The sequence below is a fragment of the Nocardia sp. NPDC019395 genome, from assembly GCF_040632335.1.
GTDB lineage: Bacteria > Actinomycetota > Actinomycetes > Mycobacteriales > Mycobacteriaceae > Nocardia.
The window spans coordinates 41,385-54,688 of the sequence record NZ_JBEYBT010000013.1; the positions used below are offsets into that span (position 1 = coordinate 41,385).

11 protein-coding genes are annotated in these 13,304 nt (G+C 65.5%); 6 read left to right on the forward strand and 5 right to left on the reverse strand.

Annotated features, from left to right (window positions below; translation table 11 throughout):
* Positions 1 to 78 precede the first annotated feature (78 nt).
* Positions 79 to 2,925 (forward strand): preprotein translocase subunit SecA, encoded by a 2,847-nt coding sequence (secA, locus tag ABZ827_RS23775; RefSeq protein WP_357240483.1) that lies wholly within the window; start codon positions 79 to 81, stop codon positions 2,923 to 2,925.
* Positions 2,926 to 3,011: 86 nt separating this feature from the next.
* On the opposite strand, the gene ABZ827_RS23780 is transcribed toward secA, so the two are convergent.
* The 3 genes from ABZ827_RS23780 to ABZ827_RS23790 all read right to left on the reverse strand — a co-directional run bounded on the left by ABZ827_RS23780 (position 3,012) and on the right by ABZ827_RS23790 (position 6,961).
* Positions 3,012 to 3,410, reverse strand: coding sequence for a hypothetical protein (locus ABZ827_RS23780; RefSeq protein ID WP_357240486.1), 399 nt, complete (start codon positions 3,408 to 3,410; stop codon positions 3,012 to 3,014).
* Positions 3,411 to 3,659: 249 nt separating this feature from the next.
* Positions 3,660 to 4,457, reverse strand: a complete 798-nt coding sequence (locus ABZ827_RS23785; protein WP_357240489.1) for an ESX secretion-associated protein EspG — start codon at positions 4,455 to 4,457, stop codon at positions 3,660 to 3,662.
* Entirely contained in the window at positions 4,454 to 6,961 is a 2,508-nt protein-coding gene (locus ABZ827_RS23790) for a hypothetical protein (RefSeq protein ID WP_357240492.1), read from the reverse strand. Before ABZ827_RS23790 ends, ABZ827_RS23785 begins: the two co-directional genes overlap by 4 nt.
* A 303-nt stretch (positions 6,962 to 7,264) precedes the next feature.
* On the opposite strand from ABZ827_RS23790, the gene ABZ827_RS23795 reads away from it, so the two are divergent.
* The 4 genes from ABZ827_RS23795 to ABZ827_RS23810 are packed head-to-tail and all read left to right on the forward strand — an operon-like array spanning position 7,265 to position 11,402.
* On the forward strand, positions 7,265 to 8,359 hold the full coding sequence (locus tag ABZ827_RS23795; protein ID WP_357240495.1) for an ABC transporter substrate-binding protein: 1,095 nt from the start codon (positions 7,265 to 7,267) through the stop codon (positions 8,357 to 8,359).
* Complete coding sequence (locus ABZ827_RS23800) at positions 8,356 to 9,186, forward strand: ABC transporter ATP-binding protein (RefSeq protein ID WP_357240498.1); 831 nt, start codon at positions 8,356 to 8,358, stop codon at positions 9,184 to 9,186. Before ABZ827_RS23795 ends, ABZ827_RS23800 begins: the two co-directional genes overlap by 4 nt.
* Positions 9,179 to 10,054 (forward strand): ABC transporter permease, encoded by an 876-nt coding sequence (locus tag ABZ827_RS23805; protein ID WP_357240501.1) that lies wholly within the window; start codon positions 9,179 to 9,181, stop codon positions 10,052 to 10,054. The genes ABZ827_RS23800 and ABZ827_RS23805 overlap by 8 nt, the downstream gene beginning before the upstream one ends.
* Positions 10,055 to 10,064: 10 nt before the next feature.
* Complete coding sequence (locus tag ABZ827_RS23810; RefSeq protein ID WP_357240504.1) at positions 10,065 to 11,402, forward strand: LLM class flavin-dependent oxidoreductase; 1,338 nt, start codon at positions 10,065 to 10,067, stop codon at positions 11,400 to 11,402.
* Between the two features lie 91 nt (positions 11,403 to 11,493).
* Here ABZ827_RS23810 and ABZ827_RS23815 read toward each other — a convergent pair whose 3' ends face one another.
* Both ABZ827_RS23815 and ABZ827_RS23820 read right to left on the reverse strand, forming a co-directional pair.
* Positions 11,494 to 11,838, reverse strand: a complete 345-nt coding sequence (locus ABZ827_RS23815; protein ID WP_357240507.1) for a GntR family transcriptional regulator — start codon at positions 11,836 to 11,838, stop codon at positions 11,494 to 11,496.
* Between the two features lie 14 nt (positions 11,839 to 11,852).
* Positions 11,853 to 12,827, reverse strand: a complete 975-nt coding sequence (locus ABZ827_RS23820) for a DUF1648 domain-containing protein (RefSeq protein WP_357240510.1) — start codon at positions 12,825 to 12,827, stop codon at positions 11,853 to 11,855.
* Positions 12,828 to 12,933: 106 nt separating this feature from the next.
* On the opposite strand from ABZ827_RS23820, the gene ABZ827_RS23825 reads away from it, so the two are divergent.
* Positions 12,934 to 13,278 (forward strand): TfoX/Sxy family protein, encoded by a 345-nt coding sequence (locus ABZ827_RS23825; protein ID WP_357240513.1) that lies wholly within the window; start codon positions 12,934 to 12,936, stop codon positions 13,276 to 13,278.
* Positions 13,279 to 13,304: the final 26 nt, after the last annotated feature.

The window sequence follows — 13,304 nt, forward strand, 5'->3', positions numbered from 1 at the left end:
TGTGGCTACATGCCCGTCACCGGGACGTGCAGCCGCGAACATCGGAGCCGAAACCGACCCAGAGGATTGACGAGACTCGTGCCTGCGCTGACACTGTCGAGGTTGCTACGTTTTGGTGAGGGTCGCATGGTCAAGCGGCTGTCCCATCTCGCGCGCGAAGTGATCGAGCTCGAGGACGATTACTCCTCGCTCACCGACCCCGAGCTACAGGCCAAAACCGATGAGTTCCGGGAGCGCTACGCCGACGGTGAAAGCCTCGACGACCTGCTCCTCGAGGCTTTCGCCGTGGCGCGTGAGGCCTCCTGGCGGGTCCTGCAGCAGAAGCATTACAAGGTGCAGATCATGGGCGGGGCGGCGCTGCATCTGGGCAATATCGCGGAGATGAAGACCGGTGAGGGCAAAACCCTGACCTCGGTGCTGCCCGCCTATCTGAACGCGATCAGCGGCGACGGCGTACATATCGTCACCACCAACGATTACCTGGCCAAACGTGACTCCGAATGGATGGGCCGGGTGCACCGTTTCCTCGGCCTCGAGGTGGGGGCGATCCTGGCCGGGATGACTCCCGCGGAGCGGCGAGCCGCCTACAACGCCGATATCACCTACGGGACGAACAACGAATTCGGCTTCGACTATCTGCGCGACAATATGACCCATTCGCTGGACGATCTCGTCCAGCGTGGCCACAATTTCGCCGTGGTCGACGAGGTCGACTCCATTCTGATCGACGAGGCCCGGACCCCGTTGATCATCTCCGGCCCGGCCGATGCCTCCAGTAAGTGGTATGCCGAATTCGCCCGAATTGCGCCTTTGCTGAAAAAGGATCTGCACTACGAGGTCGATATCAAGAAACGCACGATCGGTGTGCACGAGGCCGGTGTGGAGTACGTCGAGGACCAGCTCGGGATCGACAACCTGTACGAAGCCGCCAACTCGCCGCTGGTCAGCTACCTGAACAACGCCATCAAGGCCAAGGAGCTCTACACCAGGGACAAGGATTACATCGTCCGGGACGGTGAGGTGATCATCGTCGACGAGTTCACCGGGCGCATCCTGGTCGGCCGCCGGTACAACGAGGGTATGCATCAGGCGATCGAGGCCAAAGAAGAGGTCGAGATCCAGCCGGAGAACCAGACCCTGGCCACGATCACCTTGCAGAACTACTTCCGCCTCTACGACAAGCTGTCCGGTATGACCGGTACGGCCGAAACCGAGGCCGCCGAGCTGCACCAGATCTACAGCCTCGGTGTTATCGCGATCCCGACCAACCGGCCGATGGTCCGGGCCGACCAGGCGGATCTGATCTACAAGACCGAAGAGTCGAAATTCGCCGCTGTGGTCGACGATGTGGTGGAACGCTACGAAGCCGGGCAGCCGGTGCTGATCGGTACCACCAGCGTGGACCGTTCGGAGTATCTGTCCAAACAGCTGACCAAGCGCGGCGTTCCGCACAACGTGCTCAACGCCAAGTTCCACGAGAAGGAAGCGCAGATCATCGCGGAGGCCGGTCGTCCCGGTCAGGTCACCGTCGCGACGAATATGGCCGGCCGCGGTACCGATATCGTGCTCGGCGGTAACCCGGACATCATCACCGACACTCTGCTGCGCCAGCAGGGGCTGGACCCGGTGAACACACCCGACGAATACCAGGCCAACTGGGGCCATGCCCTGGAGAAGGTGAAGAAGCAGGTCGCCGAGGACGCCGAGGCGGTGCGGGAGGCCGGCGGTCTGTACGTGCTGGGTACCGAACGCCACGATTCCCGGCGTATCGACAACCAGCTGCGCGGCCGCTCCGGCCGTCAGGGCGATCCGGGCGAATCCCGGTTCTACCTGTCGCTGGGTGACGAGTTGATGCGGCGGTTCAACGGTGCCGCGCTGGAATCGATCATGACCCGGCTCAATCTGCCCGACGATGTGCCGATCGAGGCGAAGATGGTCTCCAAGGCCATCAAGAGCGCGCAGACCCAGGTCGAACAGCAGAACTTCGAGATCCGCAAGAATGTCCTCAAGTACGACGAGGTCATGAACCAGCAGCGCACCGTCATCTACGGCGAGCGCAACCAGATCCTGCGCGGTGAGGATATGGAGGGGCAGGTCCAGAGCATGATCACCGATGTGATCACCGCGTATGTCGACGGCGCCACCGCCGAGGGCTATGTGGAGGACTGGGACCTGGACAAACTGTGGGGCGCGCTGAAGACGCTGTACCCGGTGAGCATGAGCCACCAGGACCTCACCGGTGAGACCGCGGTCGGCGAGGCCGGTGAACTGACCCGCGAGGATCTCCGGGAGACGCTGCTCGACGACGCCCACGCCGCCTACGAACAGCGCGAGTCCGAAATCGACGGTTTGGCCGGCGAGGGCAGTATGCGCACGCTGGAGCGTCAGGTGCTGCTGTCGGTACTGGACCGCAAATGGCGTGAGCACCTCTACGAGATGGACTATCTCAAGGAGGGCATCGGCCTGCGCGCCATGGCGCAGCGTGATCCGCTGGTCGAATACCAGCGCGAGGGCTTCGATATGTTCGCGAACATGCTGGAAGGCTTGAAAGAAGATGCCGTCGGCATCCTGTTCAACGTCCAGGTGGAGGTCCAGCAGCCGCAGCCCGAGGGTGTGCAGGTCGACGGCGGGCTGCGCTCGCCGATCGGTGCGCAGCCGTTGCCGCCCAGCAGCCAGTACCCGACCGAGAAACTGCCGATCCTGAACGGTGCGCCGCCGGCCCTGCGGGCCCGCGGTATCGACCAGTCGGGTCCGCGGGGTCTCAGCTACTCGGGTCCGGCGGAAGGCGGGAGCACGGCGGTGCACAGCGATGCCGAGGAATACGGTGGCGACGATCAGCCGCAGGGCACCCGCCGCCAGCGTCGCGAGGCGGCCCGGTCACAGACGAAGCAGGGTAAGGGGCCGAAGTCCCGTCGTAAGAACTGATTCCGGAACTGCGGGACCCCACCATTACGGTGGGGTCCCGCGGTCTTCGTAGGAGTCCCGGGAGTTCCCGCCGGGGACGGTTCCGATCAGCTCAGCACGGTGTGCCGCGGACAGTAGGAGTGGACCGCCGCTTCCAAGAAGAGGTACGGGTACTCCACGAACGGACGTGCTTCCTCGGCGAGGTAGGTGCGATTCGCCGCGGTGTTGCCGGTTTTGTCGAGGTACTCGCATTGAGCGCGGGCGAGTGCGATCGCCCCGTCCTGGAGGGGGCGATCCTCGTCGTCGAATGCGCTGGCCCGGAGGAATTCTCGATCGCTGAAGGGGAGTTGGGCGACGGAATCGTCTTTACCGGCCGGCCGGTGCGGGCCGGTTTTTCCCGCAGCCTCCGGCCGGGCCGTGCCCGAGTGGGGATTCGCCCAGATGGCCGGGGAGCTGCCGAACACGATCGCGGATGCTACCGCGCTGATGATCAATATTCTGAACATCGTTCCTTCTGTGCTCGAATGACACGCGGATGGGAGGAGCTGTCGTACACAGAAATCCGGACGCCGCGGGCCCGGACGATCGCATCGATATCCCGTGACCATCGCGGAGGTATTGCATCGATGTGCGCGCATAGTATCCGGAATCGATGCTGACTGTTTGCTATTCGGGGTAGAACCGCCGAACGGCATTCCACCACGGTGTCGGCGTCGTCCTCGGTGCGAGCACCGCACTCCGGCCGGAGCCCGCTTTCACTCCTCGTGTTCCAGATTCCGGTCCAGCCGCAGCAGTACCTCGGCGACCTGCTCCTGGATCCATTCGATCATTCGTTTGGTGCCCATCCCGGTCGCCACTTCGACGTCCTGGTTCATCGGAATCACATAGCGTCCGTCGTCGGGCAGATCCCGCCAGCGAATCCCCATATCGACGCGTCCGCGCGGCCCGAACATGGAGCGGCCCTGGAAGACCTGGACAGTTCCGGCCGCTGTCGCGGGTGCCGCGAGGAAGGCGGCACTGCGGTAGGCCTCGTCGTCCTCGGGTTCGTCATCATCGGAGATCAGCGGGATGTACGGCCGCGCATCCGGCTCGGCCTCCGGATCGACCAGCGTGATCTGCTGCATCCGGCCTGCCTTCGCTTCGGGAAACAGGGCCAGGACCGATTCGGCGAGGTCGTGCGGGTCGCAGGCGGTCACATCGAAACCGCCGCTGTGCCAGACTGTTTCACCGGGCCGCTGGGTGATCACGAAACCGCGCGCCCGCTGCCGGACCGCGTGCACCCGGGTCCAGCCGGCGGGTTCCTCGGGGTTCTGGTCATCCCAGGCCTTCGCCAGAATGGTGACATCCGGACGCGAGATGGCATCGGCCATCGCGTAGAGATCGGAATCGTCGCGGTCGTGCAGCGCACGCAGCGTTTCGGCCTTCTCTCTGCGGTAGTCCGCGGCCAGCCGGGTCCGGCTGGTGTAGGTGAACGGTTCCGGCAAGCCGCCCTGGCGGAATTCCTCACACAGCATAACGAATTCGAGGTCGGTAAGGGCCCAGGTACGAATCACTGCTCGATCACCGGACGCACCTTGGACGGGGTGTCGTCGAAGACCTCGTCCAGATTCTCGTGGGAAGTGAGGAACTCGCCGGGGGTGTGGTTACCCGTCTGCCCGGGTGTGCTGGCCGCGCCCGCGCCCGCACCCGGCGACCCCATCATCGGCATACCCGGCATTCCACCCGGGTTCGACGAACCGCCCGGTGATCCCGAATATCCCGCTAGTTCGACGCCCGGGGTAGGGAGGGAGGCCCGGGGGAAGGGACCGGCGCTGGGTTCGGACCCCGGATACGGGGCGAGGGCCGGGGGCGACGAATCGCCGGCCGGAAGCGCGGCTCCGCCGCCGGGGAGACCACCCATCGCAGGCTGGGGCACCTGTGGATCCAGCAGGCCGCCCAGATGCTGTTGCAGCTGAGCCGGATCCAGCATCCGGGCCAGCTGATCCATTCCCGGCATCGAGCCGGCACCGTTCAGGGTGAACGCCTGGACCCCCTGAGTCAGCATGTTCACCAGCTGGTCCAGGCTGTTCTTGCTCTGCCCGGAGGTATCCCCGGACGGTATCGCGCCGGGGTCTTCGCTGAGCAGAGGAGACATCGGCGTCGTGCTCTTGTCCCCGGCGGGCACCGGCTCCTTGCCGTCGGTTCCGGAGGGCTCTGCCTTGTCGCCGAACAGCGTGGAATCCGATCCGTACGGCGAATCCTGCGAGTAGAGCTCTTTCAGGAGGGTGTTCTGCAATTCTTGCGGCATCTCGTCGACTGGGATGCCGGTGATCTTCGCCAACGCGTCGGCGAGGGTCGCTGGCTTGCCGTCCTGACCTGTGATCGGGATGTTCTTCAGAGAATCGGGTAGCTGCGATTTGGGGATACCGGTGAGCTTGCTGAGCACATCGGCGGCCGTGGGATTCTTCGGCATGGTGGTGCCGGTGACCGGAGCCGTAATGCCCTGGCCGGTGTCGCCGGGTTCGTTCTCGGTGGGTTCCTGGTGGGTATCGCCGGCCGGTTTGTCGTCGGATTCGTACTCCGCCTGGTCGTAGCTGGGTACATCGGGCGTATTCTCGCCCCCGCCGTTGCCACCCTGGTTGCCACCTCGGCCGCCGCCTTGGCCTTGGCCTCGGTCGTCGCCACTGCCCTGGCCGCCGCCACTGCCTTGGCCCTCGCCACTGCCTTGGCCCTCGCCACTGCCTTGGCCCTCGCCGCCGCCCTGGTCCTCGCCGCCGCCTTGACCGCCACTGCCTTGGCCTTGGCCGCCGCCTTGACCTTCGCCTTTGCCCCCGCCCTGCTGGGACCCTTCCTCGAAGCCTTTCTCGTACCCTTCGTCGTAGCCCTCGTCGTATGCCTCCTCGGGGGTCTGCGCGCTGTCGCTTCCTCCCCCGCTTCCGCTGCCGTTGCCGTCTCCGTTCCCGCCGTTGTTGTTCCCGCCGTTGTTGTTGTTCTCGTCGTTGTTGTTGTTCTCGTCGTTGTTCGGCGGCGGCGGTGGTGGCGGTTTGGGCTCGGCGATCGGCCCTTCGATCACCGGCATCTCCCGGAGGGAGTTCTTCATACCGTCGGAGTAGTGCTTCTCCCACTCCTCGCGGTAGCGCCGCAGTACGGTCTGCCTGACCGAATCGCTGTTGAACTTGAGATCTTCATGCGGCATCGACATCTTTGTGCGCCGTAGCCATTCGGCGCTGTAGTGCATGTTCTCACTCATCGAGAACATCGATTTCCACAGCGGGGCGATCGCGTCCGAGTAGTTCTTCGTAGCGGTTCGGGCCTTGTCCGCGGCGTCACCGCGCCACTTGTTCTGGATGCTTTCGATGGATTCTTCGAACTTCTGCAATTCGTTTCTGGTATTCGCGGCCAGCCGCCACCAGCCCTCCGAATACCCCAGCAGCCCGAATATCGCCCATCCCGTGTTGTCCGCGAGCCCACGGAATTCCGGCATTCCGAGCGCCGCACTGTTTTCCAATCCGACGGCATCCGGCGATATCGATTCCTGCCGGCCGACGTAGTCGTGCAGTTCATCCGGTACGTCGTATGCGTCGTAGTACCGGAAGTCGTCCTGGGTCCCCGGCCGGCCCGCGTCGTGCGGTACTCCGTCGGGTACGTCGATATCGCTGTATCTGGAGTCGGCTACCGGGATCTCCGCCGATGATTCGGTCGGTACGTCGTAGTCGGCGAGTTTGTCGAGCGCGTCCGAGTTCTCTTCCTCGACCCGCTTGTAGTAGAGCCCGGCCTGGATGAACGCGTTGGCCATTTCGGTGCCGATATTGATGTGGTCCTGCAGAACGACGGCGAGCCGCTCGGCCCGCTTGCTGTATATCGCGGCAAGTTCCTTGCCCGAGCCCAGCACACCCCCGGTGAGGTCGATAACGCTGTCGAGGCCGTAGTCACCGATCGCGGCCTTCATAGCCATCATCTGTTCGATCATCCGACTGGCGGCGTCTGCGCCGGTCACCGCGGCGGCGGGATCGAAATACAGGAGATCTTGGGATGCGTCCTGCTTCAGACCGGCCCAGGTGCCCGGCTCTTGAACCATCGGAACTGACCTTCCCTTCGGAAACCGGACCGGCGCGGCGCGCCTCCGCGGATACGTCCGCGGCGCACGCCGGACACGCCTCCGGATTACATCGCAGGACATTGAATTCCCCATGGCGCACAGGGAAATTCGACGCGATATCCCCGTTGCGGATGCCGCAGTGACCGGTCGGGCCGAGGGCGGGACCGGAGGTGGGCGCGCCGGTGACGGCCGTGGCGGGTTCGACTCGTGCTGACGCAAACGGTTCAGAGTTCGTATCCACGGCCGCACGATGACGGGCAGCCGAATCGAAGGATCGAAGCCATGCCAGGACGCCTGAAACCACGAGTGCCCAACCGGCCGCTGAGGTCGGTTGTGACCGCGCTGGTCGCCGCCGTTGTGCTGCTGTTGTGCGCCTGCGGTGCGGGCGGAGAAGCGACCGAGACCGCCGACGGTAAGACCGTCCTGCGGTACCAGGGCTGGTCCGGCAAAGTGGGCTTCCACGAACTGGCCGCCGACCTCGGCTACTACGACAAAGTCCAGCTCGAGTGGGTGGGGGACACCACCAGCGGTCCGCAGGACATCCAGTCGGCCGCGACCGGGGAGATCGAGTTCGGGTCCGCGTTCAACGGTGCCGTGGTCAAACTCAACGCGGCCGGCGCACCGATCACCTCGGTCCTCAGTTCCTACGGTGCCGACGCGGCCGAGTACACCGGGTATTACGTGCTGGAGAACAGCCCGATCCGGTCGGCACGTGACCTGATCGGCAAGAAGGTCGGGATGAATACGCTCGGCGCGCACCACGAGTTCCTGACCCGGGAGTGGCTCGCCCAGCAGGGGCTGACGCCGGAGGAGATCAAAACCGTGCAGCTCGCCGTGGTGCCTCCGGTGAACACCGAACAGGCGTTGCGCGAGGGCCAGATCGATGTCGCGACCCTCAACAGTGTCCAGCGGGAGACGGCCCTCGAACGTGGCGGTATCCGGCCGCTGTTCACCGACCGCGACCTGTTCGGCGCCTTCAGCTACGGAACCTATGTCCTGCGTGACGATTTCATCGCCGCCAACCCCGAGGCGGTCCGTGATTTCGTACAGGGCACGGCACGCGCCATTCGCTGGACGCAGACACGACCGAGGGACGAGGTTGTCGCCCGCTTCACCGACATCATCAACAAGCGTGGGCGTGCCGAGAGCGTGGACGCCATCCGGTATTGGCGCAGCTCCGGTATCCCGGTGCCGGGCGCTGTCGTGGCCGAACGAGAACTACAGACCTGGATCGATTGGCTGGTACGTAACGGCGAACTCGACGAAGGCGAGATCGTGGCCGGCGACCTCTACACCAACGAGTACAACCCTTACGCCAACGGCACCTACCCCGCCGATGGTGGCCCCGACGGACAAGCATCGGCCGGTGCGAAATGAGTGGTACACCCAAACTCCGTCTGTCTCAGGTGAGCAAGACGTTCCCGCTGCGCGGGCAGAAGTCCGAGCTGTCCGCGGTCTCCGATATCACCCTCGACCTCGCCGCCGGTGAGTTCCTGGTCCTCGTCGGCCCCAGCGGATGCGGTAAATCCACGCTGCTCGATCTACTCGGTGGACTCAGCACCCCGACCTCGGGGCAGATCCTGCTCGACGGAACCCCGATCGCCGGGCCCGGGCTCGATCGCGGAATCGTCTTCCAGCAGTACGCATTGCTGCCGTGGCGCACCGCCCGCCGCAATATCGAATTCGGGCTCGAAGCCAAGGGCGTGCCGCGTTCCGAACGCCGGGAACGTGCCGAGCACTATCTCGAGCTCGTCGGTCTGGCGGGTTTCGCCGACCGGTATCCGCACGAACTCTCCGGTGGTATGAAGCAGCGGGTCGCGATCGCCCGAAGTCTCGCCTTCGACCCGGAGGTGCTGCTGATGGACGAACCGTTCGCCGCGCTCGACGCGCAGACCCGGGAATCGCTACAGGACGAACTGCTGCGCATCTGGGAACGCACCGGTAAGACGATCCTGTTCATCACGCACGGTATCGACGAGGCGATCTACCTGGGGCAGCGCGTCGCTGTGCTCACTTCCCGGCCCGGCCGGGTGAAGACGGTGGTCGATATCGATATCGACCGCACCTCCGACGATATCCGCTCCGGCGCGGAGTTCCGGGAGCTGCGGCACCGGATCTGGTCCCTGCTGCACGACGAGGTCGAACGCGCCCGCTCGCTCGAACTCGCCGATATCTCGACGACCGAAGAGGTTCAGCATGTCTAGCGCACTCGCCACCGGCACACTCGACAGCGCTTCGCCCGTCACCGAATCCGTCCCCGCCCGCCCGGCCGCTCCCACGGACAGTCGCGTTCCACGATGGGGGAGGCTCGCCACGGGATTGGCCTGGCGGGTGGTGAAACCGTCGATCGCCATCCTGGCCTTCCTCGCGCTCTGGGAGGCCGCACCCCGGGCCGGCCTCGTGGACAAGGTGTTCCTGCCGCCGTTCACCGAGGTGGCCGGCACCTTCTTCGAGCTCGTCGGCAACGGTCAGTTGTGGGAGCACGTATCCACCAGCCTCACCCGCGCGCTCACCGGTTTCGTGATCGCTGTCGCGTTCGCGGTACCGCTGGGGGTCGCGATCGCCTGGTACCGGCCGGTCGCCGATTTCCTCAACCCGGTACTCGAGCTGTTCCGCAATACCGCGGCGCTGGCCCTGCTGCCGGTTTTCATTCTGATCCTCGGTATCGGCGAGACATCCAAGGTCGCCCTGGTGATCTACGCCTGCGCCTTTCCGGTCCTGCTGAACACCATCTCCGGGGTGCGGACCGTGGACCCGTTGCTCATCAAATCGGCACGGTCGCTGGGCTTCTCCCAGTTCGCGATCGTGTACAAAGTGGTCCTGCCCGCGGCCGTGCCCACCATCTTCACCGGTCTGCGGATGGCCGCCGCTTCCTCGATCCTGGTATTGATCGCGGCGGAGATGGTCGGGGCGAAAGCCGGGCTGGGATATCTGATCACTGCCTCGCAGCTCAATTTCCAGATCCCCGATATGTATGCCGGGATCATCGCCATCGCGCTGGTCGGCCTGATCTTCAACGCTGTGCTCGTATTCACCGAACGCCGGCTGTCCCGCTGGCGTGTGGCTCTCTAGAGGGGCACCGATGTCCTCGCAACTCCATCTCAACGCGTTCCTCATGGGTGTGGGCCACCACGAGGCGGCCTGGCGGCATCCGCGCACCGACGCACGCAATGTGCAACGGGTCGGGTATTTCCAGGAGCTCGCGCGAACTGCTGAGCGCGGCAAGCTCGATTCGGTGTTCTTCGCCGACTACCTCGCGGTGGGGCACCGGATCGAGCGCAATACGCAGACGATTTTCGAGCCGATCACACTTCTGTCGGCGATGGCGGTGGCGACCGAAAGGATCGGTCTGATCGCCACGGCCTCCACCGGCTACACCGAGCCGTACAACCTGGCCCGCGCGCTCGCCTCGCTCGATCAGATCAGTGCAGGCCGCGCGGGATGGAATATCGTCACCTCGGTGGGTACCGACGAGGCCGCCAATTTCGGTTACGACGCGGTCCCCGAGCACGCCGGCCGCTACCGGCGGGCGGAAGAATTCGTCGAAGTGGCCACGGCCCTGTGGGATTCGTGGGAGCACGACGCCCTCGTCCTCGATACCGACGCCGGGGTGTTCGCCGACCCGGACAAGGTGCACACTGTCGACCACGCGGGGGAGCGGTTCACCGTCCGCGGCCCGCTCAATGTGCCCGCGTCCGCACAGGGCCGGCCCCTGCTCGTCCAGGCCGGGTCCTCGGGGAGCGGTAAGGATTTCGCCGGCCGCTGGGCGGAGGCGATTTTCACCGCGCAGCGCTCCATCGCGGAGGGGCAGGATTTCTACCGCGATGTGAAAGCACGCGCTGTCGCGGCCGGCCGCGGCCCGGACGAGGTGAAGATCCTGCCCGGTATCGTGCCGTTCATCGCCGAATCCGAAGCTGCCGCGCGGCGACTGGAACAGGAATTCACCGAACTGATCTCCCCGGAGTACGCGCTGCGCCAGCTCTCTCAGATGGTCGGGGTGGACCTCAGCGGATATCCGCTGGACGCGCCGCTACCACCGCTGCCGCCGATCGACCGGATACAGGGCAACAAGAGCCGCTATCAGCTGGTCAAGGATTTGGCGAAACGGGAGTCGTTGACGGTGGGCCGGCTGATCGCCGAACTCGGTGGCGGTCGCGGCCACCGCACCGTGGCGGGCACACCCGAGCAGATCGCCGACGATCTGCAGCGCTGGTTCGAAGCGGGCGCCGCCGACGGTTTCAACGTGATGCCGCCCTACCTGCCCGGCGGCCTGACCGATTTCGTCGCCCGGGTGGTGCCGATCCTGCAGGCACGCGGACTGTTCCGTACCGACTACACCGAGACCACACTGCGCGGCCACTACGGACTCGGCTCGCATATCGGCCGGTACGCGCCGGTCGCCGCGGGGGTCGGTGGGTGAGCTCGCTCCCGGTTCGGGTGTTCGGGTCGGGTCCGATACAGCGACGTCCGCTGAGCCGGCCGGTGGTCGCGAGCGTCCGGATGTTCCTGTGTCAGCGCGCAGCCGCCGCACGGACGAGTTCGACCAGTTCCTCTTCACCCAGGCCGATATGCCGGGCGGCGGCGACCAGCTGTCCTACGAGCTCGGCCACCGCGGCCCGGCCCTCCGGTGCTCCGGCGCGTACGGTGGCGCCCCGTCCCCGGCGTAGTTCGATCAGTCCATCGTCGCGTAGACGTTGGTACCCGGCGAGCACTGTGTGGATGCTGACGTCCAGGGATGCGGCCAGTTCGCGGGCGCCGGGTAAGCGCAGGCCGGCCGGGGCCTCCCCGTCGGCGATGGCGCGGCGTATGCACGCCGCGATCTGATCGGCCAGTGGTTCCGACCGTGCCGGATCCACCCGGACCAGCATGATCAGGCCGACCTGTGCACAACACCGGCCAGTACACCCGCTCCGGTTTCGGCATCGTCCACCGATACCGCGAACCGCCTGCCCGACCGGCGGGTGACGACGATGCCCGGCCCCCCGCGCAGCACCACGGCCGTGGTGCCGGGGATGAGCCGGATACCGTAGCCGCCGTAGTGGGCCGGTGAGATATCGGCTGTGGAAACCTCGGTGATCTCCTGCGGTTCCAGCCGCCACCGGGGCCAGCCGGCCAATCCGGTCCCCACCGTGAGCCCGCGTCGGTCCACGACCACTCGGACCAGTGCGAGGTGGGCGACCAGTGCGCCCGTGAGTACCAGAACCACCCCCGCGAACGGCTGTGCGACGATACCGAGCGTCATACCGATCAGCGCCGAGACGACCCCGGTCAGCAACATCCACGGCGCGGTGATCCGCCGCGACCAGTTCACTCGTTCGGTCGCGCCGATCGGTAGCGGTCGAACGACCCTCGAAGGTTCCGCTGCTATCGGGCTCTCCGGTGCGGCGAGCCAGCCCGCGCCGCCGAAAAGTACGCCGACGGCCGCGGCGACGACGAAGGTCCAGCCCGGGAGGGTGACCTGGGCTGGATCTGCGATATCGAGGTTCGCCACAGTGCTGAACAGCATCAGCATTCCGACGAATCCGCCGACGCCCCACGCGGTCCCGAAGAGTAGCCGGCTCGGGTCCACGGTCGAATCCGGCCGGCGCACCATCCTGCCCTGCCGGAATCCCACTGCCAGGATCGCGGCGAACAGCACGGCGAGACCGAGGCCGAGACCGGCGGAGATGACCATGGTCGGCACCCGGCCGGTGAACCCGTCCGCACCGTCGGAGCCGAAATGGGTGGCGATCGGGTCCGGTAGCCGATCGGCGGCCGCGGCCAACAGCACGATATTGGGGACCGCGGACAGGAGGGGTGGTATTCCTGCGAGAAGGGCGATCCGGATGGTGCTCGGTGTGTTCATCGGCTACCTCCTTGTTATGGTTGAACTATAACAAAGGGTTAATTGACCGGTTGCGGGTGCCCCTGATCGGGAGTTCCTGTCGGTTGGGCGGCGTAGACATAGGGCCATGGCATACGACGAAGAACTTGCGGAACGTGTGCGCGATGTGGTGGGTGCCGCGCCCGATACCGCCGAACGCAAGATGTTCGGTGGTCTGGCTTTTCTGTTCGGCGGACATATGGGGGTCGCAGTAAGCGGCGGGGGCGGGTTGATGGTCCGGATGGCTCCCGCCGAGGCCGCTGCTCTGGTCGACGATATATCGGTCATGCCGATGGTGATGCAGGGCAGGGAACTGGACGGATGGTTGCGAGTGCGTGCCGAGGCGGTGGAGGTTGAGGCGGAGCTGGAGGTGTGGGTAGGTCGCGGAGCCCGGTTCGCCCGGTCGCTACCACCCAAGGAACCGAAGTACTGAGGCGCGATCGACCGGCCCCGACCGCT

Bases quoted from the DNA above. Each gene is read 5' to 3' on its own strand.
- ABZ827_RS23795 (WP_357240495.1), top strand. From the start codon at position 7,265: ATGCCAGGACGCCTGAAACCACGAGTGCCCAACCGGCCGCTGAGGTCG.
- ABZ827_RS23825 (WP_357240513.1), top strand. From the start codon at position 12,934: ATGGCATACGACGAAGAACTTGCGGAACGTGTGCGCGATGTGGTGGGT.
- ABZ827_RS23790 (WP_357240492.1), bottom strand. From the start codon at position 6,961: ATGGTTCAAGAGCCGGGCACCTGGGCCGGTCTGAAGCAGGACGCATCC.
- ABZ827_RS23810 (WP_357240504.1), top strand. From the start codon at position 10,065: ATGTCCTCGCAACTCCATCTCAACGCGTTCCTCATGGGTGTGGGCCAC.
- ABZ827_RS23805 (WP_357240501.1), top strand. From the start codon at position 9,179: ATGTCTAGCGCACTCGCCACCGGCACACTCGACAGCGCTTCGCCCGTC.
- ABZ827_RS23820 (WP_357240510.1), bottom strand. From the start codon at position 12,827: ATGAACACACCGAGCACCATCCGGATCGCCCTTCTCGCAGGAATACCA.
- ABZ827_RS23800 (WP_357240498.1), top strand. From the start codon at position 8,356: ATGAGTGGTACACCCAAACTCCGTCTGTCTCAGGTGAGCAAGACGTTC.
- ABZ827_RS23780 (WP_357240486.1), bottom strand. From the start codon at position 3,410: ATGTTCAGAATATTGATCATCAGCGCGGTAGCATCCGCGATCGTGTTC.